At 60.1% G+C, this 23,399-nt stretch carries 21 protein-coding genes; 10 read left to right on the top strand and 11 right to left on the bottom strand.

Annotated elements, in window-relative coordinates; genetic code table 11:
- Positions 1-58: 58 nt before the first annotated feature.
- The 3 genes from ggt to BM216_RS15530 all read right to left on the bottom strand — a co-directional run bounded on the left by ggt (position 59) and on the right by BM216_RS15530 (position 4,159).
- Positions 59-1,669: a gamma-glutamyltransferase gene (gene ggt / locus BM216_RS15540; protein ID WP_093000077.1), complete on the bottom strand. Its 1,611-nt coding sequence runs from the start codon at positions 1,667-1,669 to the stop codon at positions 59-61.
- Positions 1,666-2,520: an alpha/beta hydrolase gene (locus tag BM216_RS15535; protein WP_093000076.1), complete on the bottom strand. Its 855-nt coding sequence runs from the start codon at positions 2,518-2,520 to the stop codon at positions 1,666-1,668. The genes ggt and BM216_RS15535 overlap by 4 nt, the downstream gene beginning before the upstream one ends.
- 64 nt (positions 2,521-2,584) lie before the next feature.
- The gene (locus BM216_RS15530) at positions 2,585-4,159 is read right to left on the bottom strand and encodes an ABC transporter substrate-binding protein (protein WP_093000075.1); all 1,575 of its coding nucleotides are present in this window, start codon (positions 4,157-4,159) and stop codon (positions 2,585-2,587) included.
- A 194-nt stretch (positions 4,160-4,353) separates the two neighbouring features.
- Here BM216_RS15530 and BM216_RS15525 point away from each other — a divergent pair, with 194 nt between their 5' ends.
- The 3 genes from BM216_RS15525 (at position 4,354) to BM216_RS15515 (ending at position 7,108) form a co-directional block, all read left to right on the top strand.
- Positions 4,354-5,118, top strand: a complete 765-nt coding sequence (locus tag BM216_RS15525; RefSeq protein ID WP_093000074.1) for an IclR family transcriptional regulator — start codon at positions 4,354-4,356, stop codon at positions 5,116-5,118.
- Between the two features lie 254 nt (positions 5,119-5,372).
- Positions 5,373-6,401 carry a four-carbon acid sugar kinase family protein gene (locus BM216_RS15520; protein WP_093000073.1) on the top strand — a complete coding sequence of 343 codons (1,029 nt, stop codon included), beginning with the start codon at positions 5,373-5,375 and terminating at the stop codon, positions 6,399-6,401.
- Positions 6,402-6,403: 2 nt separating this feature from the next.
- On the top strand, positions 6,404-7,108 hold the full coding sequence (locus BM216_RS15515; RefSeq protein ID WP_093000072.1) for a FadR/GntR family transcriptional regulator: 705 nt from the start codon (positions 6,404-6,406) through the stop codon (positions 7,106-7,108).
- Between the two features lie 127 nt (positions 7,109-7,235).
- On the opposite strand, the gene BM216_RS15510 is transcribed toward BM216_RS15515, so the two are convergent.
- From BM216_RS15510 to BM216_RS15500, 3 genes are read right to left on the bottom strand one after another with little or no spacing between them, the layout of a single operon-like run.
- On the bottom strand, positions 7,236-8,357 hold the full coding sequence (locus BM216_RS15510; protein ID WP_093000071.1) for an iron-containing alcohol dehydrogenase: 1,122 nt from the start codon (positions 8,355-8,357) through the stop codon (positions 7,236-7,238).
- Entirely contained in the window at positions 8,354-9,328 is a 975-nt protein-coding gene (gene pdxA, locus BM216_RS15505; RefSeq protein WP_093000070.1) for a 4-hydroxythreonine-4-phosphate dehydrogenase PdxA, read from the bottom strand. The genes BM216_RS15510 and pdxA overlap by 4 nt, the downstream gene beginning before the upstream one ends.
- On the bottom strand, positions 9,325-10,521 hold the full coding sequence (locus BM216_RS15500) for a sialidase family protein (RefSeq protein ID WP_093000069.1): 1,197 nt from the start codon (positions 10,519-10,521) through the stop codon (positions 9,325-9,327). Before BM216_RS15500 ends, pdxA begins: the two co-directional genes overlap by 4 nt.
- A 349-nt stretch (positions 10,522-10,870) precedes the next feature.
- On the opposite strand from BM216_RS15500, the gene BM216_RS15495 reads away from it, so the two are divergent.
- The 7 genes from BM216_RS15495 to BM216_RS15465 all read left to right on the top strand — a co-directional run bounded on the left by BM216_RS15495 (position 10,871) and on the right by BM216_RS15465 (position 18,881).
- A complete protein-coding gene (locus BM216_RS15495) occupies positions 10,871-12,388 on the top strand; it encodes an ABC transporter substrate-binding protein (protein ID WP_093000068.1) in 1,518 nt (505 codons plus the stop codon).
- Between the two features lie 87 nt (positions 12,389-12,475).
- Positions 12,476-13,390 carry an ABC transporter permease gene (locus BM216_RS15490; protein WP_093000132.1) on the top strand — a complete coding sequence of 305 codons (915 nt, stop codon included), beginning with the start codon at positions 12,476-12,478 and terminating at the stop codon, positions 13,388-13,390.
- Between the two features lie 14 nt (positions 13,391-13,404).
- Positions 13,405-14,337, top strand: coding sequence for an ABC transporter permease (locus BM216_RS15485; protein WP_093000067.1), 933 nt, complete (start codon positions 13,405-13,407; stop codon positions 14,335-14,337).
- A complete protein-coding gene (locus tag BM216_RS15480; RefSeq protein ID WP_093000066.1) occupies positions 14,330-15,949 on the top strand; it encodes an ABC transporter ATP-binding protein in 1,620 nt (539 codons plus the stop codon). The genes BM216_RS15485 and BM216_RS15480 overlap by 8 nt, the downstream gene beginning before the upstream one ends.
- A gap of 24 nt (positions 15,950-15,973) precedes the next feature.
- Positions 15,974-16,855: a dihydrodipicolinate synthase family protein gene (locus BM216_RS15475; RefSeq protein WP_093000131.1), complete on the top strand. Its 882-nt coding sequence runs from the start codon at positions 15,974-15,976 to the stop codon at positions 16,853-16,855.
- An 11-nt stretch (positions 16,856-16,866) separates the two neighbouring features.
- Entirely contained in the window at positions 16,867-17,835 is a 969-nt protein-coding gene (locus tag BM216_RS15470) for a phosphoglycerate dehydrogenase (protein ID WP_093000065.1), read from the top strand.
- The gene (locus BM216_RS15465; protein WP_210217051.1) at positions 17,823-18,881 is read left to right on the top strand and encodes an Ldh family oxidoreductase; all 1,059 of its coding nucleotides are present in this window, start codon (positions 17,823-17,825) and stop codon (positions 18,879-18,881) included. Before BM216_RS15470 ends, BM216_RS15465 begins: the two co-directional genes overlap by 13 nt.
- A gap of 108 nt (positions 18,882-18,989) precedes the next feature.
- Here the strand turns inward: BM216_RS15465 and BM216_RS15460 are convergent, their stop codons facing one another.
- From BM216_RS15460 to BM216_RS15440, 5 genes are all read right to left on the bottom strand, one after another.
- A complete protein-coding gene (locus tag BM216_RS15460; protein ID WP_093000063.1) occupies positions 18,990-19,928 on the bottom strand; it encodes a homocysteine S-methyltransferase family protein in 939 nt (312 codons plus the stop codon).
- A 305-nt stretch (positions 19,929-20,233) separates the two neighbouring features.
- Complete coding sequence (locus tag BM216_RS15455; RefSeq protein ID WP_093000130.1) at positions 20,234-20,842, bottom strand: J domain-containing protein; 609 nt, start codon at positions 20,840-20,842, stop codon at positions 20,234-20,236.
- Positions 20,843-21,104: 262 nt separating this feature from the next.
- Positions 21,105-21,731, bottom strand: coding sequence for a LysE family translocator (locus BM216_RS15450; RefSeq protein ID WP_093000062.1), 627 nt, complete (start codon positions 21,729-21,731; stop codon positions 21,105-21,107).
- A gap of 73 nt (positions 21,732-21,804) precedes the next feature.
- A complete protein-coding gene (locus BM216_RS15445) occupies positions 21,805-22,629 on the bottom strand; it encodes an anti-sigma factor family protein (protein ID WP_093000061.1) in 825 nt (274 codons plus the stop codon).
- Entirely contained in the window at positions 22,626-23,168 is a 543-nt protein-coding gene (locus BM216_RS15440) for a sigma-70 family RNA polymerase sigma factor (RefSeq protein ID WP_093000060.1), read from the bottom strand. Before BM216_RS15440 ends, BM216_RS15445 begins: the two co-directional genes overlap by 4 nt.
- Between the last annotated feature and the right edge of the window lie 231 nt (positions 23,169-23,399).

Raw genomic sequence — 23,399 nt, 5'->3', positions numbered from 1 at the left:
ATTTTAGAACCTGCGCGCCGCACTTTCCGGAAGCCAGATCCGGTTTATGCTCGATGCGCTAGGCGACGGAGATTGCCATTCCGTCCCGTTGCGGATCAGCGGCACCCTTGGAGATGCCGTCCTCGATCTTGATCGCATGAACCGCGGCAAAGGCGTAAGTCTGCGGCGACCGCGCCACTTTGTAGCCCTGCGCTTTCAACTCGTCTTCGACAGAGTGGCGGATGCGGTTCGAGATGTCGACCGTGTTCGATACGCCGACGATCCTCGGCGCTGCGACGGCTTCGAGCACCGACATGTCGAAGTCGATCATGTTCATCAGGCACTGGGCGACAGCGGGCGCGATGTAGCTGCCGCCCGGCGCGCCGATGACGATGTTCGGCTTGCCATCCTTGAAGACAATCGTCGGAGCTGCAGAACTCGGACGGCGCTTGCCCGGCGCGATCGAGCCCGGCTTGCCGGGCACCGGATTGAACCGGCTCATCGTGCCATTGTACATGAAGCCGAGGCCGTCGGTGATTGCCCCCGAGGGGCTGCCAAGCGTATGGGTCATCGCCACGGCATTGCCGTCCTTGTCGATCACCGAGATATGCGTGGTGTCGCGCTGGGACCTGTCGAGCCGGTCGACATTGGCGATCTCTCCAGCCTTGATCGCATCAGCCTGCGCCTTCGCATATTCCTTCGACAGAAGCTTTTCGTAGGGGACGTCGACATAGGCTGGGTCGCCCATATATTCGTCCTTGTCGATCGTCATCCGCTTCATCGCCTCAAAGAGAATGCGGACATGCTCGGCGCTGGAATGCTGCATGGCTCCGACGTCGAACCGCTCCATGATCTGGAGGAATTCCAGCATCGGGAAGCCTGAGCCCGGAGGCGGAGAGGTGGCGATGCGGTTGCCGCGATATTCGCCCCAAACAGGCGCCACTCGCGACAGTTCGTATTTCGCCAGATCTTCCCGATCGATCAGGCCGCCATTTGCCTTGAAGTCGGCGGCGATCTGCTCAGCCAGTTCGCCGTGGTAGAATATGTCGGACCCGCCGCTTTGCGCGATCCGATCGAGCGTATCTGCCATGTCCTTGTTGACGAGCAGTTCGCCGACATTCCGCAGCGAGCCGTCCTCATGGAAGTAGACCCTTTGGCCGGTCTTCGAAAAGCGCAGCTTGTCGAGCGTATTGGCAAAACCGTCGCCCGACTGGTCCTTGGCCCAGTACCAGTGCATGTGGTTGCGGATCATGAAGCCGTTGCGGGCCAGCCGGACGGCGGGCTTGATCAGGTCGGCCCAGTCGAAGGTCCCGTAGTCGCGCAGCGCTGTCTCGTAACCCTTCAGCGATCCCGGCGTGCAGACGGCGTGATAGCCGATATCCGAAATGTTGCCCTCAAGGACGTAACCGAAACCATCGCGGCTCTGGTGCTTGATCTTGTCGAGCCACATGTCCGGCGTCGCCTTGAGCGAGGCCCGTGCATAAAATTCGAGGATTTCGTGCACGCCTTTCTTCGGCATGTAGACATGCATCGAGCCGAAGCCGCCGATGCCGGCCATCTGCGGATCGACTACACCCTGGACAAAGGCGCAGGCGAGTGCCGCATCGATGGCGTTGCCGCCGCGCTCGAGGACTTCCGCGCCGGCTTCGACGGCTTCCGGCTGAGGGGCTACGATCGTTGCATTGCTCATTTCGCGCGACGGTCCTTCAATACCTTGGCAAGGAAAGCCTTGACGTGACCGAGTACCTTGACGCGATCGTGAGAGACGCCCTTGACCGCATCGAACGTCACATCGACGCCAGCATCGCGAAACGATTGCGCAAGCGTGGCGAGGCGCTCGGGGCGGGTATTGCCGGCGTCGTTTGCGCCTTCCATGTAGTATTTGCCGCCCGGTTTATGGGTGATTTCCCAAGTCTCCAGATCGGCATCGCCGACAACCATCTGAACCGGGATCTTGGCCAGTTCCTCGGGCCGGAACCGTTTGCCGAAGCGGGCTTCCAGGTCGCGGACGCCGACCCACCAGTCGCGGTTCGGATCGAGAAGAGTGACAGAACCTGGCGCGCCGATCGAGGCAGCCCAGAGCTTTTCCGGATGCAGGATTGCGAAACGGTGGCTGAAGTGCCCCCCGCCGGAGAAACCGAAGATCGCGAACTTGGACCAGTCCTGCTGATATTTCTCGGCCATTTCCTCGACCATGGCGATGACGACCTGATCGTAGCGGATGTCGCCTTCCTCGAGGAACTTGTAGCCGGAGCGTGCGCCATCACCCAGCACACCGACCGGGAAGATCGGGCACAGGATGGCACAGTCGTTGTAGAGACCGAATTCGGCAAAGCCGTCGCGGAAGTCGAGAGCGGAGGTGCGCCCGGTGCCATGGACCGCCACGAGCAAGTCAAGCTTGCGACCATCGGCAGCCGTCGGCGGAACGTAAAGAACCATGTGAAGGCGGGGGTCGACCTTGGAGGCGAAAATCGCCGTCTGGCCATAGTCATAGATAGCCTTCGCCCGAGCGACGGCTTCGCCCGTTCCGAGTTCCTGCATGAATGTCTCCTGGGGAAAATAAAGAGTGGGGCTGCAATCGCGCAGCCCCGATATTCTGGTGGTCTTACTTGGCCGGCTTCACGTCGTAGGCGAGCGTGTACTTGTCGCCGCGCGGCGTGTAGGACACGGTCTTCTTGGCGCCCAGCACGACGTTTTCGTAGTGCATCGGAAGAAGCCAGAGATTGTCGAATGTCTGGGTCGAAAGCTCTTCGAGAAGCGGCTTGCGCGCGGCCTCGTCAAGCGTTGAGCTCGCCTTGGCCAGAACCTCGTCGATCTTCGGATCGGAGACGCCGCCGCCATTGTAACGGCCGGTGCCCTTCTTCTCGTCGCGGCTGGCAACGAGGGCGACCGTCGGATTGGTCGTCTCGCCGGTGTTGACGCCCCAGGAGCCGAGATAGACGCTGTAGGTGCCCTTTGAATAGGCTTCCGAATACATCGACCAAGGCATCACCTCGACCTTCGTCTTGATGCCGATGCGGGTAAACATCTGGCCGACGGCCTGAAGCACTTCCGCATCCTTGACGTAACGGCCGGACGGACCGTGCAGGGTGAGGCTGAAGCCATCCGGATAACCGGCTTCAGCGAGAAGCGCCTTGGCTGCGGCCGGATCGTATTTGACAGCTTCCACCTTGTCCGAATGGCCAGCATATCCTTCGGCAACGAACTGGTCGGCGACGGTACCGTTCTTCTGCATGACACGCTCGACGATCGCCGGGCGGTTGATCGACATCAGCATCGCCTTGCGGACGCGCACGTCCTTCAGCGGGTTCTTGTCGAGATCGGAGCCGTCGGCGGCCTTGACGAAGGGCGACACATCTTTGCTGACATCCATGCCCATGTAGACGAAGCGTGAAGACTGGCCGTTGACGATCTGCAGGTTGTCGCTGGATTCGACGCGGGCCATGCCGTCGGCCGGCAGGGTCTCGATGATGTCGATCTCGTTGGAGAGAAGCGACGCCAGACGCGCGCCGTCATCGGGCAGGAAGCGCAAGGTAACGTTGGACCAGTGCGACGGACCGGCGAAATAGCTGTCGTTGCGCTTAACCGTCAGATTGCTGCCCGGCTGGTAGGACACGAAGGAGTAGGCGCCGGTGCCGATCGCACACTTGCCGTTATCAAAGTCCGTGACCGGCGCGTCCTTGCAGTCGGCGCTGATGATGCGGATACGGCTGACCGAATTCAGCAGGAGCGGGTCCGGGACCTTGGTTTCGATGACGATGGTCAGCGGATCCTTGGCCGTAACATTGGCGATGTTGCGCGTATAGGAGGCGAAACCCTGGCTCGGCTTGTCGCGGGCACGCAGAAGCGAGGCGACGACGTCGTCGGCATTGAACTCGCTGCCGTCATGGAATTTGACGCCTTCGCGCAGCTTGAATTCCCAGTGGGTCTGGTCGACCGCCTTCCATTCGGTGGCAAGCTCCGGCGCATTGGTGGAAGTGCCGGTGAGATTGACAAGGCTGTCCCAGATATGGCGCGAGGTGGCGTTGTTCGGGGCAGAGCTATCCTCATGCGGGTCAAGCGTCGTGGGGGTTACCGACATGCCGATCGTCAGCGGTGCTTCCTGTGCTGCCACCATTGCAGGAATAGCGATCGTTCCGAGCAGCGCGATCGCTGCCCGCTTCAAAGTCTTTGCGGCCATTTCTTCAATCCCAGTTTTAGCGTTCTGACACCGGCCTTGTTTTGGCCGGAACGAGCGGGTTCCCATCCACTCCTGACCGAAATTCGTAAAGGCCGCCAAAGGGGGCTGTCAAACGCAAATAGTCGATGTTACGCTAGTCGTAATTATCTCTCCCCTTGCTCTTGGCGCATCTGGCCGACAGGAAATTTCTTGAAATGAATGATCAACCACCCGAAAAAAACAATATTGTACAGGCTGTTGATGTCTGTATCGATGTCCTGCTCAATGTCGCCAAAAATCCTGACGTGAGACTGACGGAGATTGCGCAGAACATCGGCGAGAGCAAGCCAAGAATTTTACGCATGTTACGCACAATGGAACGGCGTGGCCTTGTCCGAAAGAGCGACACGGGCACCTACCGTCTGGGCACGACGGCTATCGTGCTCGGGACTGCGGCCTCAACTCAGGTTGACCTCGTGCGCATCGCCAATCCGATCCTGGAGGAACTTGGCCAGAAGGCGAATGAAACGACCCAGTTGCGTATCATCGACAATGGGGAATCACTGTGCATCGCAAAGTTCGAGCCGATGCGTGATCTGCGAGTCCAGGCGATGATCGGCCGGCGGCGGCCGCTGACTGCGGGATCCTACAAGGTTCTTCTCGCCTATCTCCATCCCCAGGTTCAGCAGCAGATGATCCCCGACATCCTGCCAAAGCTGACCAACCGGACGATCACGGATCGCGCCAAGCTGATTTTGGAACTTGAAAAGATCAAGCGCCAGGGGTTTTGCGTCAGTTTCGGCGAGGTGAGCGAGCAGCTTGTATCCGTCTCTGTGCCGGTGCTTGCCTTCGACGGCTCGGTGATTGCGGCGGTGAATGTCGGGGCGCCAGCTTTCCGCACGCAGAGAAGCGATGTCGACCGCTTTATCGTGCTGCTGAAGGATGCAGCGAGCAAGATATCAGCCCGGCTGGGCTGGTAGCCCAGCCGAGCCTTGCGCGTCCTTAGTTGCGGAATAAGTCGGGGAATCGATGGCCCGTGGTGTCTTGGTAGCCAATCGGGCGTTTAATGCCGCAAAATAATATCCGGCAAATAGACGCAGGCGAATGGTTGCCGCATCCGCTCGAGTAAGAAGGCATGGGCAATGGCCTATTTGTCATCGCATCATCCATTAAATGTTGGCTAATAAGAATTTTTTGATGATATAAAGATTACAACATGGAGGAGGGGAGGGCAATGCTGGCCATTCTCGCAGACGATTTTACCGGGGCGCTCGACTCGGCGGCACCCTTTGCCGGACGCGGTCTTCGCACGGACGTCGCGCTCGATCGCGATGCCATAGCCGCTATCATCGCCGACTGCCCAGATGTGCTTGCGATCAATCTCAATACTCGCGAGATCGGGGCTGACGGAGCGCGTGAAGCGACCGCTGCCGTCATCGCATTGCTGCCCGCCGGAACGCCGCTTTTCAAAAAGATCGACTCCCGCCTCAAGGGCAATATTGCCGCAGAGCTCGATGCTACCCCGTTTGTCAAAGCCCTTGTCTCGCCCGCGATCCCTGAATTCAGCCGTATCGTCCAGGGCGGTAGCGTGACCGGTTTCGGCGTGGAGGGGACGATCGTCGTCGCCGAGAAACTCGGCGCGCATGCCGCCCGCGCGCATACGCCCGATGCCAGTTCGTCCGAAGACATGGATGCCATGCTGGATGCCGCCCAAGCTGACGGGACCGATCTTCTGATTGGCGCTCGTGGCCTTGCCGAAGCATTGGCTCGCCGCATGACGGCAAAGAATGAGACGCAAGCGGCAGAAATCCCGCAAGGGCGCATCGTCTTCGTCATCGGTTCAAGAGATCCGATCACGCTTGCCCAGATCGACGCGCTTCGCGCCGACTATGACCTGAACTACGTAAGTGCCCCGAATGGGCAGATCGGCGAGATGCCCGATGCCGAAGCGGAACTGACACTGGTTCAGGCAATCCCGGGAGAGAGCGAAGTCAATCCTCAACTCGTCTCCGAAGCATTGGCGGATGGCCTGAAGGAGAATCTCGAGAGTTATGACGGCACGCTTCTTCTTTCGGGCGGCGCTACCGCCGAAGCGGTGATGCGGACGCTCGGTGTTTCCCGTCTTCGCCTTCATGGGGAATGCCTGCCCGGCCTCGGTCTTGCCTCTTCCGAAGGGCGCTGCATCATTGCCAAATCAGGTGGTTTCGGTCATCCGGATACATTGAAGACGATTGCGGGCATGGCCCTGGGGAGGGCGATTTGAAGATGGGACTGGAGACGGGAACCGCCCGCAAGGGCCTTGCCGACATTGTTTTCGAGCGCATGCTGCGTGCCATCAAATCCGGCGCTTACAAGCCGGATGAGCGCCTGCCGACGGAACATGATCTCGCCGCCGAATTCGAGGTGTCGCGCCCAGTCATCCGCGAGGCGTTGAAACGGCTGCGCGACCAGAGCCTGATTTATTCCCGCCGCGGGGCGGGCAGCTTTGTCCGCTCGGTCGGGCTTAGAAATCCGCTGGGTTTCGGCCAACTCGAAAACGTCGCCGATCTCCTGAACTGTTACGAGTTCCGGCTGACATTGGAGCCGGCCGCCGCTGCTGCTGCTGCCACCAGACACGACGCCGAAAGCCTCAAGGCCATCCGCCAGGCGCTGGAATTGCTGCGCGACGCGACGAACCGCCAGTCCCACCGCGAGGATGCCGACTTCCAGTTTCACCTCGCCATCGCCCGTGCCGCCCAGAACAATTATTTCTCCACCGCGATGGAAGCGTTGAAGGACCATATTGCGGTGGGCATGAAATTCCACGGCGCCTCAATCAAACGAGAGGCTTCGGGCCTCACTCGCGTGTTTGCCGAGCACGAGGCGATTGCCTCGGCCATCACCAACCGCGACGAGGACCAGGCGCGACGGTTGATGCTTGAACATTTGACAGGGTCGCGAGAGCGGCTGTTCCAGCCGTCGCATAAGTAGGGGACAGCTTGCCCTCCTTCTCCCTGTGAGGTGAGAGTAGGGTGATGCTGCACCATCCCAACTTCCTCGAAAACAAAAGAAGACGGCGCGATTACTCGCGCCGCCTTCCTCCTCCGGTAGCCGGTGATCAAAAACTGGCCCTGTAGATCGCAAGAACATCCTCGACACTCATGTCGACCGGGTTGTTGTCCATCAATCGACGGATTGAATGGGCGTCCGATGCAAACCGCGGCAGGTCGGTTTCCGTGGCGCCATGTTTGGCGAGCGACATCTCGATGCCGAGATCGGCACAGAATGCATGTGCCGCGCCGCTGAGATCCGCCTGCGACAGGCCCGTGCCGAGGCCGAGCGCTTCCGCCACTTCCGCCGTCTTTTCCGCCGCGACCGGCTGATTGAAACCCAGTACGTGCGGAAAAACAATGGCATTAGCGAGCCCATGCGGCAGGTGCAGTAGCGTGCCGAGTGGGTAGGCGATGGCGTGGCCTGCTGCGGTATTGACCGGCCCGAGGCAGATGCCGCCGTAATAGGAGGCCAGCATCAGGCCTTCGCGCGCTTCTCGATCCGATCCATCCTTGACTGCGCGAGCCAGATATTTGCCGACGAGATGAAAGCCCATGCGGGCAAACCCGTCGATCATCGGATGCGCGCGCTTGTTGGTGAATGCTTCGACGCAATGCGCCATGGCATCCACGCCGGTTGCAGCCGTCACCGCCGGCGGTACGGAATAGGTAAGTTCCGGATCGAGTACGGCGAGATCGGCAATCAGATACGGGCTTTCCACCGCGATCTTGTTGCCCTTGACGGGGTCTGTGATCAGCGAGCGGATGCCGGCTTCCGAGCCGGTGCCGGCCGTGGTTGCCACCTGCGCCAGCCCGGTCTGACGCCCGGCAACCTTGTTGGGGCCTGCAACATCAAGAAGCGTCTGGTCGCCGTCCCAAAGGGCTGCAACCAGCTTCGCGACATCCATGACGGAACCACCGCCGAGACCTACGACGAGATCAGGCTTGGCAGACCGAGCCGCAGCCAGGGCTGCGTGGAGCGTGGCAATGTCAGGCTCGCCGGAAATGGCGTCGAACACGGCGACCTTGCCACGCAGTTTCAGGCGATCGGCGAACCCGGCCGTGATCGGCGTCGTAATCACCAATGTCGAAAATACTTCGCCGGCCCAGTTGCCGACTTCGGCGATCGTGCCGGCACCGACGATCAGCCTTTTAGGCTGGTGCAGGATAATGACGGGAGCCCTGCTCATGCCTGTCCTCCCTTTGAAGATCCGGCCTCGCTGCCCGTTACCAGCTTGCGGGCATAGGCGATGGCCGACAGCATGTTGCCGTGGTTGGCAATGCCTTTGCCGGCGATATCGAAGGCGGTGCCGTGGTCGACCGAGGTGCGGTCGAGCGGCAGGTCGACGGAGACGTTTACCGCCGTATCGAAGGCAACGAGCTTTATCGGGATATGGCCTTGATCGTGATATTGCGCGACAACGAGATCGAATGCGCCGGAATAGGCGCGGTGGAACACGGTGTCGGCCGAGATCGGGCCATAGGCGTCGATGCCCTCGGCGCGGGCCGCGGCAACGGCCGGTGCGATCTGATCGTCATCCTCGGTTCCGAAAAGGCCGTTTTCGCCACAGTGCGGATTGATGCCGGCAACCGCGATGCGCGGAGCCGCATAGCCGGTGCGTTTAAGGTGATCATGGCCGGCCTTGATCGTTGCCAGAACCCGTTCGGTGGTTGCGCGCCGGATGGCTTCCTGCAGCGAAACGTGGGTGGAAACGTGGATGACCTTCAGCTTTTCGGACGCCAGCAGCATATAGGCGGCGGCCGATTTCGTCAGGCTGCGCAGCATGCCGGTATGGCCGTCGTAATGGTGGCCGGCAAGGTTGAGCGCCTCCTTGTTGATCGGTGCCGTCACGACGCAGCCGATCGCGCCCGCTTCGGCGTCGCGCACCGCCTTTTCGATGAAGCGGAAGGCTGCGTCACCGGCAACCGGTGACAATCTGCCCCAAGGCAGCGGTGCGCCCTCGATTGGCAGGTCGACGACATAAGGCGCAAGATCGATATCGACGTTCAGCGCCTTGCGGGCGGCTTCCAGCGTCGGGAGGTTGCCGTAGATGCGGGTGGCGGCGCGATCCGCATCGTCCATTTCGACCAGCGCGCGTACGGTGATTTCCGGCCCGACGCCGCAGGGGTCACCCATGGTGATGCCGATGATATTGCTCATGATTGCTCTCCCACTGCGGTATTGGCCCAGCCCGGCGCCAGGCGAACATATTTGATGGCGCGCCTGTAATAGGTGTAGGCGATGTGAAGACTGCCGTCTGGTCCTTCGAGCAGCCACGGATAGGACATTTCCTTGTTGTGACCGTCGATGGAATTGTTCGACATGCAGGTGCCCGGGCCGTCTTCGATGACGATCCGCTGCGAAAAGCTTTTGGCTCCGTCGTCGGAAATGCAGACCGACACCGGCGCGCGCGGCACACCCCAGATCGGGACGCAACCGCCATCAGGATCGGCATCCGGCCGGTCGTCATCCTCGCCCAGTTCGTCGTAAAGCGAGGCGCGGCGGTCGCTCGACATGTCCGCATTGGTCGGGTTGCAGATCATCGCGATCCGGCCATTCTTCAGGCGGATCGCTGCGATCGAGGAATTGTTGTTGGGTATATCGGTCGCTTGCGGCTTTGACCATGTGCGCCCACCATCGGCGCTTTCGGTGCGGTAGACGAAATCGGCCTGACGGCGCCGGAACACGGCGGCGAGCTTCCCGCCGCCGATCGAGATTGGGCTCATATGCACGCAGCCGGTCGATTGCTCAAGGTCTTCCAGGCGCCAGGTCCTGCCGCCGTCCTGCGAAATGCCGACCGCGGCGCGGTCATGACTGCCGTTCCATTTCTGGCCGGGCCGCTGGATGCAGCGGAAGATCGGCAGCAGCCATGCGCCGTCTTTCCGCACCACCAAAGGTGCACGAACGAAACAGCCGCGCGGCAGGTCGAGATAGCGCCCTTCGTTCGCTGTCAGTCTGGTCGGATCGGAGACATCGCGGGTGACTTCGGCCATGCGGATCCGGCATTCGTCCTGATTGCCGGATGGCTGAGAGGTATGGAGCAGCAACAGTTCGCCACCCGGAGCCGCAAACAGGACGGGATTTTGTTCGGAATGGTTCGGGTCAAAACTCAGCCGCTGTGGCTCGCCCCACTGGTCGGACCCGTTAGCCAGAACCGAGGCGAAGATCGAGATATCCGACTTTCCTTCTAGTGTGCCGCCAAACCAGGCGCAGATCAGCGCGCCGTCATCGGCCAGATGCAGGAAGGATGCATGGTTCTGGATCATCGGCGAAGCCAGTATGGCCTCATGTCGCCCTTTTCCGGCGGCTGTTACTGTGCCGGTCATGGCGGTTGCAATCTGTTCAGGCGTCATAAGCTATCCTCCTGAACCCATGAAAATCACGCCAATAACAAAGTTGTCAAGTTTGAAAAAATATTAAATTTGCAATTAACGACACATTTTTCTAGATCATATTATTGAAAGTAAACATCTTTTTGATTTTTGATTTTGTACAAATCGGGGTTTTTTGATATTTAATTTGACAAACTTGCGAAGAAATCCGATGGTTTCGGCCAGCCCAAACAGGCGGCGAAAAGGACGGAGGCATCCTGACCGGCGCTTAGGGCTTCAGGAGGAATGCCTTCAGGTCGCGCGCAGCAATGCCGACGCGAGATGAGTAGTGAGGAGGTGCGAAAGCCGCACCCAGAGGGAGGAGACAGACGTGAAGACTTCGCATTTGCTTGGAGCCCTTCTGGGTTCGGTCCTGGCGCTTGGTGCCGGCATTGTGCCGGTTCATGCTGCATCGACGGATATCAAGATCGTCCTCCCAGAGGAGGCGGATTTGCTCGAGCCCTGCATGGCCACGCGCTCCAATATCGGCCGTGTCATCATCGAAAATGTCAGCGAAACGCTGACCGAGCTCGATATGCGCGGCAAGCAGGGCGTCATGCCCCGCCTCGCTGAAAAATGGGAACAGACTGGCGACGGCGCGTGGCGTTTTCACCTGCGTCAGGGAGTAAAATTCTCCGACGGCAAGACGTTTGGGGCCAGGGATGTAAAATACAGCTTTGACCGCATCTTCAGCGACAAGAACGTCTGCGAATCCCGGCGCTATTTCGGTGGCATGAAATTCGACGTGAAGGTCGTTGACGACAACACGATCGATTTCAAGGTTGATCCGGTTCAGCCGATCCTGCCGCTGCTGATGTCGCTGGTCACCATCGTTCCGGAAGGCACCCCGCTGGAATTCGTGCGTGAGCCGGTTGGCACGGGTCCCTACAAGCTGTCCAACTGGACGCCCGGCCAGCAGATCGTTCTCGATGCCCGTGACGACTATTGGGGCAAAAAGCCGGCCGTCACCAAGGCAACCTATCTGTTCCGGTCCGATCCGGCTGTTCGAGCCGCCATGGTTCAGGCCGGTGAAGCGGACCTTTCGCCGTCGATCTCGCAGGTCGAGGCCACCAACGAAAAGACCGACTTCTCCTACCTCGACAGCGAAACCGTTTACCTGCGTCTCGACCACAATATCGCGCCGCTCAATGACGTGCGGGTCCGCAAGGCACTGAACCTCGCCATCGACCGTCAGGCCTTCATTGGCACGCTGGTGCCGCAGGATGCGGTTCTTGCAACGGCTCTCGTGCCGCCGACCACGCTTGGCTGGAACCCGGATGTCAAGGTCTTCCCATATGATCCGGATCAGGCCAAGAAGCTGCTTGAAGAAGCAAAGGCTGCCGGCGTACCGGTCGATACCCCGATCACCATCATCGCCCGTACGGCCAATTTCCCGAACGTGACGGAGATAATGGAAGCCATCCAGGCGCAGTTGATGGATGTCGGCTTCAAGGTCGAACTGCGCTTCGTCGAAGTTGCCGAGCATGAAGTCTATTACTCGAAGCCCTTCAAGGAAGGTCGCGGTCCTCAGATCGTTGCTGCCATGCACGACAATTCCAAGGGTGATCCGTCCTTCACGATGTTCTTCAAGTACGACACTGATGGCACCCAGTCCGGCTTCTCCGATCCGAAGGTTGATGATCTGATCAAGCGCGCCTCTGCGGCTGTAGGCGACGAGCGGGCAAAACTTTGGTCGGAACTGATTGCCTACCTGCATGACGACGTCGTTGCAGACGTCCTGCTCTTCCACATGGTCGGTTACTCGCGTGTGTCCGAACGCCTGGACTTCAAGCCCAGCATCGCCACAAACTCCATGCTTCAGCTCTCCGAGATCGGCTTCAAGCAGTAACCATCGTCAGGCGATTTCCATCGCCCCTATCGAAGCGAGATGGACGGTGGTTCCGCCGCCGTCCATTCCAGCAAGATCGAGGTCTCAATGCTCAGATTCATCCGCAAACGCGCCCTCGCCAGCCTTATCTCGCTGATCGGGCTGCTGATCATGGTCTTCTTCCTGTCCCGCCTGACCGGCGATCCGGCGTCGCTTTTCCTGCCCGTCGAAGCGTCCGCCGAAATGAAGGCCGAGTTCCGCGCCCTGCACGGACTGGACCAACCGCTGCTCGTGCAGTTCGGCACCTATGTCGGCAATGTCATGACCGGCGATCTCGGCGAAAGCCTGCGCAAGGCCCGCCCCGCGCTCGATGTCGTTCTCGAAGCCTTCACATGGACACTCTGGCTTGCCGTCATCACCATGACGCTGGTCACGGTCTGCGCCATCGTCGTCGGCTCGCTCGCCGCCTTTCGCACCGGCGGTTTCTTCGACCGCTTTTCCTCGATGGTCTCGCTGATCGGCGCGTCTGTGCCTGATTTCTGGCTCGCCATCGTTGCGATCGTGGTCTTCGCCATTCAGCTCTCGTGGCTGCCGACGTCCGGCACCGGCACGCTCGCCCACTGGATATTGCCGATCTGCGTGCTTTTCGTGCGGCCCTTCGGCATCATCGTTCAGGTGGTGCGCGGCTCGATGATTTCGGCACTGTCATCAGCCTACGTGAAGACGGCCCGCGCCAAGGGCGTCAAATCCGGCCCGATCATTTTTGTCCACGCACTGCGCAACGCCATGCTGCCGGTCATCACCGTCATCGGCGACCAAGCCGCAAGCCTCTTGAACGGCGCCGTCGTCATCGAAACCATTTTTGGTTTCCCCGGCGTCGGCAAGCTTATGATCGACAGCATTTTGCAGCGTGACTTCAACGTCGTGCTGGCGGCGATCCTCGTCACCGCTTTTGCCATCTTCCTCATGAACCTCGTGATCGACCTCGCCTACGCGCTTCTCGATCCGCGCATCCGCTACTGAGGATCGACATGACTATGGCCATCCAATCCACCACGACCAAAGACACCACCGTAGCAGACGAACCGAGCGCCATCGTACGTATGGCGCGCATGCTCTGGGCCGACAAGTTCGCGCTCTGCGCCGCCATCTTCCTCGTCTTCGTCATCGTCATGGCGATCATCGGCCCGACTTTGCTCGATGATCTCGCCACCAAGCAGAACCTGCGGGGCCGCAACCTCGCGCCCTTCATGTTCGACCGCGAATGGTTCATGTGGCTCGGCGCAGATGCGCTCGGCCGCCCGCTCTGGCCGCGCATCATCGTCGCGACGCAGAACACCATCATGGTCGCCGCCGGCGCCGTGCTGATCTCGGCCATCGTCGGCACCCTGCTCGGCTTGATCGCCGGTTTCGCCTCGGAACGCGTGAGCCAGATCATCATGCGGCTGGCCGACGTCATCATGTCCTTCCCGTCGCTGCTGGTGGCCGTGATCGTGCTGTACATCCTCGGCTCATCCATATTGAACCTGATGCTCGTGCTCTCGATCACCCGTATCCCCGTCTACCTCCGAACCACCCGTGCCGAGGTGTTGGAGATCAAGAGCCGCATGTTCGTGCAGGCCGCAAAGGTCATGGGTGCATCGTCGAAGCGAATCTTGTTCCGCCACATCCTGCCGGTGGTTCTGCCGACGTTGACAACGCTTGCCACGCTCGATTTCGCCTATGTGATGCTCGCTGAAAGTGCGCTGTCCTTCCTCGGCATCGGCATCCAGCCGCCGGAAATCACCTGGGGCCTGATGATCTCTCAGGGCCGTCAATACCTCACCAATGCCTGGTGGCTGTCTTTCTGGCCGGGTCTGGCGATCATTCTCACCACGCTCTCGCTCAACCTTCTGTCCAACTGGCTGCGTATCGCGCTCGACCCCCTCCAGCGCTGGCGCCTGGAAATGAAAGGACCGAAAAATGGCTGATCATCTTCTCGAAGTCCGCAACCTCTCGGTCGATTTTCACACTGTATCGGGTGTCGTGCATGCCGTGCGCAACATCTCCTATTATCTCGATCGTGGCGAAACTCTGGCCATCCTCGGCGAAAGCGGTTCCGGCAAGTCTGTGTCGTCTTCGGCGATCATGAACCTGATCGACATGCCGCCCGGCAAGATCTCTTCCGGGGAAATCCTGCTCGACGGCAAGGATCTCTTCAAGATGAATCCCGAACAGCGCCGCGAAGTGAACGGCCGCCGCATCGCCATGATCTTTCAGGACCCGCTCAGCCACCTGAACCCGGTCTACACGGTCGGCTGGCAAATGCGCGAGGCGCTCAAAACCCACGGTATAGGCAACACGCAGGCCCAGGCCGAAGCGCTCCGCCTCTTCAAACGCGTCGCCCTGCCCGAGCCGGAACGCGCGCTCGACAAATACCCGCACGAATTTTCCGGTGGCCAGCGTCAACGTGTCATGATCGCCATGGCGCTTGCTCTGAAACCCGACCTGCTGATCGCCGACGAACCGACCACCGCGCTCGACGTGACGGTGCAGGCGGAAGTGCTGGCTCTCCTCAAGGAACTCCAGCGCGAAACCGGCATGGGCGTGCTGATCATCACCCACGATCTCGGCGTCGTGTCGGAAGTCGCCGACCGCGTCGTCGTGATGGAAAAGGGCCAGCTGGTCGAAAGCGGCACGGTGCGCGAGGTCTATCACAACCCGCAGCACGCCTATACGAAAAAGCTTATCGCCGCCGCCCCCGGCAAGGGCGACATGCATGAGCCTGAAGCTTCGGGCGACGCCATTCTGAGCGTAAAGGATGCGAAAAAGTTCTACGGCGGCTTCGAAGCGCTGAAGGGCGTGTCCTTCGACCTGAAGGCCGGCGAGACCGTCGCTGTCGTCGGCGAAAGCGGCTCGGGCAAATCCACTCTCGCCCGCATCCTGCTGCGCCTGGAAGAGGCCGATGGCGGCACCGCCAAGTGGAAGGGCAAAGACCTTTTCACCATGTCGCCGGGCGAACTCTTCAAGCTGCGCCGCGATCTGCAGATGGTCTTTCAGGACCCGACCCAGTCGCTCAATCCGCGCATGACGGTCTACCAGCTGATTTCCGAGGCCTGGGTCATCCACCCGGAAATTCTGCCCAAGGCCAAGTGGCGCGAACGCGTCGCCGAATTGTTGGGTCAGGTCGGTCTTTCCGCCGAACATATGGGCCGTTATCCGCACCAGTTTTCGGGCGGCCAGCGCCAGCGTATCGCCATTGCCCGCGCGCTGGCACTCGAACCGCAGCTGATCGTATGCGACGAGGCCGTCTCGGCACTCGACGTCTCGGTTCAGGCACAGGTGATCACGCTGCTCGACAAGCTGCGCAAGGAGATGGGCATCGCTTTCATCTTCATTGCCCACGACCTGCCGCTGGTGCGCGACTTTGCCGATTACGTGATGGTCATGCAGAAGGGCGAGGTTGTCGAATTCGGCACCGTCGCGCAGGTGTTCGACAATCTGCAAAAGCCCTACACGCAGGCCCTTCTTGCCGCCAGCCTCGATCCCGACCCGGATGTGCAGGCCGCCAATCGCAATGCGCGCCTCGCAACAGCATCCTGATTTGATTGATACCGGAGTAGAATGATGACCAAGAAAGCTTTTGTCGCGATCGTGACATGCTTCAACGGCGACGAAACCATCAATTACGAAGCCACCCGCGCGCAGGTGCGCCGTCAGGTGGCGGCCGGCAACAACATCATGTGCGCCGGCACCAATGGCGATTTCACCGCGCTGACCTATGGCGAAAAGGTGAGACTGCTGGAGGAGGTGGTCGATGAAGTCGGCGGCAAGGTCGATGTCATCGTCAATGCCGGCATGCCCGCCACCTTCGAGACTTTGCAGCTTGCGAAAGAATTCGACCGCAGCGGCGTCACCGGCATTGCCGTCATCACGCCCTTCTTTATCGCCTGTACGCAGGACGGCCTGATCCGCCATTTTTCGACCGTGGCCGATGCCGTCAACACGCCGGTCTATCTCTACGACATCCCGGCCCGCACCCAGAACCATATCGAGCCAGAAACCGCCCGCAAGTTGGCGACCCACGGCAACATTGCCGGCATCAAGGGCTCCGGTGGCGCGCAGGAAACCCTTGCCGCCTATCTTCAGGTTTCCAAGGACGTCGAAGGTTTCGAAGTCTATTCCGGTCCCGACCATCTGGTCCTGTGGTCGCTGCAGAACGGCGCCGCCGGCTGCATTTCCGGCCTCGGCAACGCCATGCCGGATGTTCTGGCTGGCATCGTCGGCGGCTTCAATTCGGGCAATCTCGAGGAAGCCCAGCGCCAGCAGGAAATCTACACTGCCTTCCGCACCGACCTCTACGCCCACGGTTTTCCGCCGGCCATGGTCAAGCGTGCGCTCTATCTGCAGGATCCCTCCGTTGGCGCCAGCCGCCAGCCGGCCCTTCTGCCCAACGCCGAACAGGACGCCCACATCGGCGAAACGTTGAAGAAGTTCGGCTTGCTGTAAGGGGAAAGCTGATGTCGATTGTCGTTGTAACGACGTCGCCCGGTTTCGGGCGGCACGGCCGCTTGCCGCAATTGCTTGAGGAAACCGGTTGGGAAATCATCCGTTGCACTGATACGGCTCTGCCCGATGGTGGCCTGTCTGAACATATCGGCCGGGCAGACTTCCTCGTCGCCGGGCTGGTACCTGTCAATGCGGCGACAGTTAACGGCGCTTCGCGGCTCAAGGCGGTGCTCAAGCATGGCGTCGGGGTCGACAATGTCGATATTCCTGCCTGCACGGCGAGGGGATATCCGGTTACCAACACACCAGGCGCCAACTCCAATGCCGTTGCGGAACTGGCGGTGGGCATGATGTTCTCGGTGGCGAGAAACATTCCATACGGGCATATGAACGTGGTCTCCGGTTGCTGGGACCGCAAGCCCGGAACCGAGATCGGCGGCAAGGTGCTCGGCATCGTCGGTCTGGGCAATATTGGCAAGCTTCTCGCCCGCAAGGCGATCGCGCTCGGGATGACAGTGGTCGCTTCGGATCTCTATCCTGATCAAGCGTTCGTTGCCGAGCATGGCATCGAGATTATCGAACTCGATGCGTTGCTGTCCCGTGCCGACTATGTATCGCTGCACGTATTCGGCGGCACCGGGAATACGGCGTTGATCGGACCGCGGCAGATTGCCCTGATGAAGCCGGGGGCATGCCTTCTCAATCTCGCGCGCGGTGAGGTCGTCGACAACGATGCGTTGGCGGAGGCTCTCGCCCAGGGCAGGCTTCGCGGCGCCGCGATCGACGCATTCGTCACCGAGCCGCCCGATGTGTCGCAACCGCTCTTCAAGCTGTCGAATGTCGTGTTCACCCCCCATAGCGGCGCCGACAGCCTGGAAGCTCTGGAGAATGTGGGCCTGATGGTGATCAGCGACATCAAGGACTTCATCGCCGGGCGCAGGTCGCCTCGCGTTCTCAATCCGGAGGTATACGACAGATGACCGATCCCCGTTACTCCAGCGATGCCCTGCTTGCGTTCGCACATTCGCTTTTCTCGGCTGCCGGCCTTGATGACGACAAGGCCACCGCAGTCGCCACCTATCTCGTCGAGGCCGATATGATGGGGCATTCGACACATGGGTTGGCGCTTGCCGGATGGTATCTGCAAAGCATTGCCGACGGCATTATGGCCAGGACCGGGAGCTTTGAAACGGTAAGCGATCGCGGCGCATCCGTCTGCTGGAACGGCAACCGCCTGCCTGGTGCTTGGTTGACCTCCGAAGCCGTAAAGCTTGCTGTCGAAAGGGCAGGGGAATTCGGCACGGCGACGGTCGTTATCGGCAACAGCCATCATATCGGGGCGCTCGCGGCCTATCTGTCGCTCGCCACGGAGAAGGGGCTGCTTATATCGATTGCGTCTTCGTCGCCATCGGGTGCTCAGGTTGCACCCTTCGGCGGACTTAAGGGCGTCTATACGCCTGATCCGGTCGCGCATGGAATTCCGACGCCGGGGGACCCGATCCTGGTCGATATCTCGGCGTCGATCACCACCGTCAACATGGCGCAGCGGTTGATCCGTGAGGGAAGGCAATACGAGGCCGATTGGCTGATGGATGCTGAAGGCAATCCGTCACGCGATCCGAAGGTGCTTGAGGCTGGCGGCACGCTTCTGCCGACGGGCGGCATCGACCACGGCCAGAAGGGTTACGGCATGGCGCTGATCGCCGAAGCGATCACGCAGGGGCTCGCAGGCTATGGCCGGGCAGATGCCCCGAAGGGTACGAATGCGGCCGTCACCGTGCAGGTGTGGGACCCGGCGGCCTTTGGCGGCAAGGATGCCTTCCTGCGCCAGACCGGCTGGCTGGCAGATGCCTGCCGGGCAAATCCCCCTCGACCGGGTGTCAGCAAAGTAAGGCTGCCGGGGGAAGCGGCGGCGGCACGAAAGAGAGGCGCGCTGGAGACAGGCGTGGTGCTTTACACAGGCATCATGGATTCGCTCGTGCCACACGCGCAGCGTCTCGGTATCGAGTTGCCGGCGAAGCTCTAGCTGCCGGAATTCGATGGTTCACCTCTCTTCGAGGACGCGAATTCCTTCAGCCACTATTGGCGCCACTTTACGGCGGTCTCCTGGTCCGAACCCGTAAATGCCGCCGATTTATACTTTCTCGGCGATAAATCGGCGTGCGATTGCGCGAATATGCTGCTCGTTGGTGCCACAGCAGCCGCCGAGAACCTTCATTCCGCCTGCGTGCAAATGCGCCATCAGATCTGCGAAGACTTCAGGGTTATTTCCCTCGACGCGGTCCAGGCCGTCAAGTACGCCCGGAGGCAGGTCCGAAGCATTGCCTTGTAGGCCCTGCACGCGTGCCGATTTCGGCCAGGTCGTCATAGCGACGCCAGCCTGAAAGTGCCTGGGATGCACGCAGCCGCCTATGAAATGAACCGGCGACCGGCTGACATTGGCGTCGATGAGGTCGACAGCTTCCGCCATTGAAGTGCCGTCCGGTAGGCGTCCTCCGGCATCGACAATCGGTGCGAGCACGTAGGGCAGATCCGTCGATGCAAATGCTCGCGCGATCCCTAGAAGCTCCGCGCTCGCGGGGAAGGTCGGTGCATAGAGAAGATCGGCGCCGGCTGCCGCGAGTTCTCGCGTCTGAGTACGATGATAGCTTTCGGATTCAAACGCATCGGGAGCGTTGGCCGCATCGTAGCCATCTATACGCGGCCCGACCACGCCCGCTACGTATATCTGGCTCTCCAAGCCCATTTCCTGCCTGACTCGCTGGACGAATGAAACGGCCTCCGAACTCACGCGCCTGAGGTCGTCAGGATCGGAAAACCCGAGGCGCCGCAGCGCATCCGGATGGGAGCGCCATGTAGGTGTGCTTACCTGCATGGGAAGGCCGAAGTCGCCCGATATTGCCATATAGCTACGATAGATTTCGGCCAGTGCCTCGCGTCCGCGCTGACTGAATAGATGGGCGAATGCGGCGGAGTCAGGTGTCGGAAGGCCGAATTCATGAACAAGCCGTGTTACGATAGCGCCTTCTGTCAGAACGACAGGCGCGGACTCCAAGCATTCGACGAAGTTCATCCGATTCCCTCCTTCTTGCGAAAGTCACCAATGTTCCTTCACGTTCCTGACGCCTTGCCTGACCGATGGCCCGAACTCGGGGGGTGTTGATGCTTGCAAGTCGACCATAAGCGAGATGGTCGCATGCATGGAGATTTCACGAGAAAGAGATATGATTTCAGCTGATACATGCATGTCGCCATGATCCGTGCGAAGAATCGGCGGATATGCTTCGGACCAATTGCTGGATGTAGCGGTGGTGACGTCTCAGATACCGGGAGCCGACGGTATGTGGCCGTCGGCGCGATTTCGGCATCAGGCTGTTATCAGCAAAAGCCGTTCAGCTTGAGAAGCTTGTGGGCTTCGATGGAGGCTTTCAGTTGAGCTTCGGACGCTCGGCTTCCGTTGTTGGCATCGGGATGCAGCTGCTTGAGCCGCTCCTTGTAGCGCCGCCTGATTTCTTCTGGCGTCGCGTCTTCCGAGAGGCCGAGCGTTTCAAATGCCCTCGCTTCAAGGACCCTGAGCTTGCGCTTTTGCAGTTCGACCTTATGCGCCTGAACCCGCTCTGCAGACTTTCGCGCGTTTATTGTTTTTGCCGAACCGGAACGCGCTGTCGACGGAAGCGGGGCTTCTTCCGGCTGCGTGAATACGCTTCCGAGAGACCTGCGACCTCCGACCGCGGCCTCCTTCTGATAGCGCGCAACTTCAGGGCTGGAGAGTGCACTCGAGTAGTTATAGCCCTTGTTGTATTCCTTCACGTGCTCAAGACAGAAGATAAAGAACAGGCCTTCACCTTCCTGCCCAACCGGTGCACGATGGTGGCCAATACGTTCACAACCGTCCCAATGGCATTTGGGGCCGCTGGGCTCGGTTCTGGTTGTCGTTTTTTTTCGGGTCGATTTGAGGCCGACGAATATCTTAGAATCAGCAGTCATCGGGTTCATATGGAGGGATCGCGGCCTTGAGGCAATAGCCTGAAGGGCCTCGTTGCAGGTCGTCCGGTGTCCGGGTCCTGTTCTTTCGTCCACGAGTTCACTGCGAAGCTTTGCGCCCTTCGGAATTTGTGCCGATGATGATGGAAGGCCGCGCGGAGACATGAGAGACGCGGCCTTCCATCAAGCAGCATCTCGGGTGGGGTTGGCCCGAACGCTGTTCTGTTGCTTTCATCGAGAGCGGACTTGGACATCGGGACCGCTGTCAGGAAACAATTTGCGCCAGGCCCGCGAAACTTGTGGCCAGCATGGACAATCCCAGAATTGCGAGGAGGATCCCCGCTCCACGGTTCGCAAGCGCGAGCGTTCCCAGGTTGAGGCGCTGTCTTAGGCGTGATATGCCGATGCTGAGTGTCAGCCACCATGCTAAGGAACCTGCGAACACGCCGATTGGCAAAAGCCCGCCCGGTGCTGCGATCTGGCTTGCAAAAGCAGTGAGGGATGCAGCGCAGAGCGCTGGCGTTACCGGGTTGATAAAGCCGAAGCAGACCGCTCCGCAATAAGCTCGGGCAAAGCTTGCAGGAACACCGTTGGGCGTGGCCGCCACAAGCTCTCGCCGCCATAGGCGGGCAGCGAAATAGAGGAGCAGCAGCCCGGCGGCAAACGTCATAAGACTTGCGTGTTCCGGCTTGCTCATCAGCGTCATGCCGCCGAGAAGCGCCAGTGTGCTGTAGCTCAGGTGTACTGTCGCCACGCCGAGCCCGGTCGCCATACCAGCGCGCATTCCGTCCGCAAGCGTGCGCTCGACACACATCATGCTCGTTGGACCAAAAGGCATCGCAATCGAAAGTCCGGCACCGATACCCGCCAGAAGGCATGCCATTGCGCTCATGGAAATCCCCAGCCCCGTTCGCTGGTGTAAACCGGCGCGCCTGTCGCTTTATTCGCGGCTGGTGGAAATTATTTTATCCGGCGCCTGCAAGCCTCCTCCGGTAGAGATCGGCAAAGGATGAAAGCTCGGCCGGATTGAGGTCGGATACCGCCCAATAGGTGAGGCCTCCGTCCGTCCAGCTCCTTACATTGGTGCCGGTGATGGCGCTCGACTCGTTGGCACTTCCGTTGGCGGCCGTTGTCACCGTGACGCTGATCGTATGCTGGCGACGCTTGTAAACCATCACCGGGACGGGTGTGCCACCAATCACGTCCACGCGGCCGCCGACGAGGAGAAAGCCCTGAGCAGCGAAATCCGGAGCTGTGGGTGCGATGGTCGTCTTGCCGTTGAACCATGGTTTGACGACATGATTTTCCGAGGAGGCAATGTCGAACGGTTGCGGAGCAATCAATCCGCGCAAATGTGCGGCGAGTATTTCGTTCTCGATCTGCGCGGCCCGCGTGTCCCCCGACATCAGGCGGGCTCCGTAAGTTCCACCGAGAGCGCCAGTTATGATGCCGATCAGCAGGGCGGCTGCTATCGAACGCCACTGCGGGGCTTTTGACGCCTCGGCGGGCTTCGCGACCATTTCGCGAGTCTTTTTGTCCGTTTCTTCGTCACTGCCACCGACCAGGTCATCGGCAAGCGAAGCGAATATCGCTCCACGCAGATGTTCCGGTGCAGGCTCGCCGGGCAAGACATCAATCAGTTCGGAAGAAAGTCGCTGGAACTGGGCCGCAAATGCCGCAAGCTCAGGCTCCCTCTCGATCCTGTGTTGCATCGAAAGCGCTTCCCCTGCCGACAGTTCCCCGTCGTGATAGGCATTCAGCAGCAGCATTGTTTCGCTGTCGATGGTCAATGCTCGATCTCCTTCAAACGGGAAATCAGGGACTGACGTGCTTTGGCAAGTCTCGACATGACGGTTCCGATAGGCACTTTGCTGATCGATGCAATCTCCCTGTAGCTTAGTCCGTGGAACTCCCTGAGTACCACGGTTTCCCTCAAATGCAGGGGAAGCTCCTCCACTGCGCCCTGGAGTTCGGCCGCCCTCTGCTTGTCAAGAAGAGCGTCCTCCGGCGTGGGCACCGCGTTGAACATCAGGCCGCCTGTTTCGATTTCAAGCTGCAGGTCAAGGGAGACGTCCTCGAGCGAAACGAATTTTGCGGGCCGGTGCCGCTGGAGCCAGGAATAGGCCACATTGCGAACGATGGTCAGGAACCATGCCCGCGCATTGCCTTCGGCAAAGTTCTCTATCGCTCGATAGGCCTTGAGGCAGGCCTCCTGCATGACATCTTCCGCGTCCGTGGCGCTGCCGGTCAGCCAACGCGCCAAGCGGTAGCCCTCATCGATGCGTGGCAGCACAATCTGCGCAAATCGTGCCTTCGCCAATGTCGTCATCGTGCCTCTAAATCGCCGAACGAAGACATGGCATCAGCCTTCAATCGTCAAATACGCCCACGTCCCAGGATCGAAGGAGACAATGAAGTTACGGGCAAGTCAATTGATAATACTGGCAAGTATCCTGTCTCGAATTCCTTGGCGCCTATGATGCTTCGACTTTATTTAAGCGCTGATCGTTGCGTTCTGGAGAAAGAACAGGGAGGATCGGCTCGCTGTCTGTTTGCCTTT

It is taken from the genome of Rhizobium sp. NFR07 (genome assembly GCF_900111905.1).
Taxonomy (GTDB): Bacteria; Pseudomonadota; Alphaproteobacteria; order Rhizobiales; family Rhizobiaceae; genus Neorhizobium.
The sequence above is the reverse complement of the archived record's forward strand: the minus strand, read 5'-3'. Positions and strand labels throughout refer to the sequence as shown.

Bases quoted from the DNA above. Each gene is read 5' to 3' on its own strand.
- BM216_RS15525 (WP_093000074.1), top strand. From the start codon at position 4,354: ATGAATGATCAACCACCCGAAAAAAACAATATTGTACAGGCTGTTGAT.
- BM216_RS15530 (WP_093000075.1), bottom strand. From the start codon at position 4,159: ATGGCCGCAAAGACTTTGAAGCGGGCAGCGATCGCGCTGCTCGGAACG.
- BM216_RS15490 (WP_093000132.1), top strand. From the start codon at position 12,476: ATGCTCAGATTCATCCGCAAACGCGCCCTCGCCAGCCTTATCTCGCTG.
- BM216_RS15470 (WP_093000065.1), top strand. From the start codon at position 16,867: ATGTCGATTGTCGTTGTAACGACGTCGCCCGGTTTCGGGCGGCACGGC.
- pdxA (WP_093000070.1), bottom strand. From the start codon at position 9,328: ATGAGCAATATCATCGGCATCACCATGGGTGACCCCTGCGGCGTCGGG.
- BM216_RS15515 (WP_093000072.1), top strand. From the start codon at position 6,404: ATGGGACTGGAGACGGGAACCGCCCGCAAGGGCCTTGCCGACATTGTT.
- BM216_RS15455 (WP_093000130.1), bottom strand. From the start codon at position 20,842: ATGACTGCTGATTCTAAGATATTCGTCGGCCTCAAATCGACCCGAAAA.
- BM216_RS15460 (WP_093000063.1), bottom strand. From the start codon at position 19,928: ATGAACTTCGTCGAATGCTTGGAGTCCGCGCCTGTCGTTCTGACAGAA.
- BM216_RS15450 (WP_093000062.1), bottom strand. From the start codon at position 21,731: ATGAGCGCAATGGCATGCCTTCTGGCGGGTATCGGTGCCGGACTTTCG.
- BM216_RS15475 (WP_093000131.1), top strand. From the start codon at position 15,974: ATGACCAAGAAAGCTTTTGTCGCGATCGTGACATGCTTCAACGGCGAC.
- BM216_RS15535 (WP_093000076.1), bottom strand. From the start codon at position 2,520: ATGCAGGAACTCGGAACGGGCGAAGCCGTCGCTCGGGCGAAGGCTATC.
- BM216_RS15485 (WP_093000067.1), top strand. From the start codon at position 13,405: ATGGCCATCCAATCCACCACGACCAAAGACACCACCGTAGCAGACGAA.
- BM216_RS15500 (WP_093000069.1), bottom strand. From the start codon at position 10,521: ATGACGCCTGAACAGATTGCAACCGCCATGACCGGCACAGTAACAGCC.
- BM216_RS15520 (WP_093000073.1), top strand. From the start codon at position 5,373: ATGCTGGCCATTCTCGCAGACGATTTTACCGGGGCGCTCGACTCGGCG.
- BM216_RS15510 (WP_093000071.1), bottom strand. From the start codon at position 8,357: ATGAGCAGGGCTCCCGTCATTATCCTGCACCAGCCTAAAAGGCTGATC.
- BM216_RS15440 (WP_093000060.1), bottom strand. From the start codon at position 23,168: ATGACGACATTGGCGAAGGCACGATTTGCGCAGATTGTGCTGCCACGC.
- ggt (WP_093000077.1), bottom strand. From the start codon at position 1,669: ATGAGCAATGCAACGATCGTAGCCCCTCAGCCGGAAGCCGTCGAAGCC.
- BM216_RS15480 (WP_093000066.1), top strand. From the start codon at position 14,330: ATGGCTGATCATCTTCTCGAAGTCCGCAACCTCTCGGTCGATTTTCAC.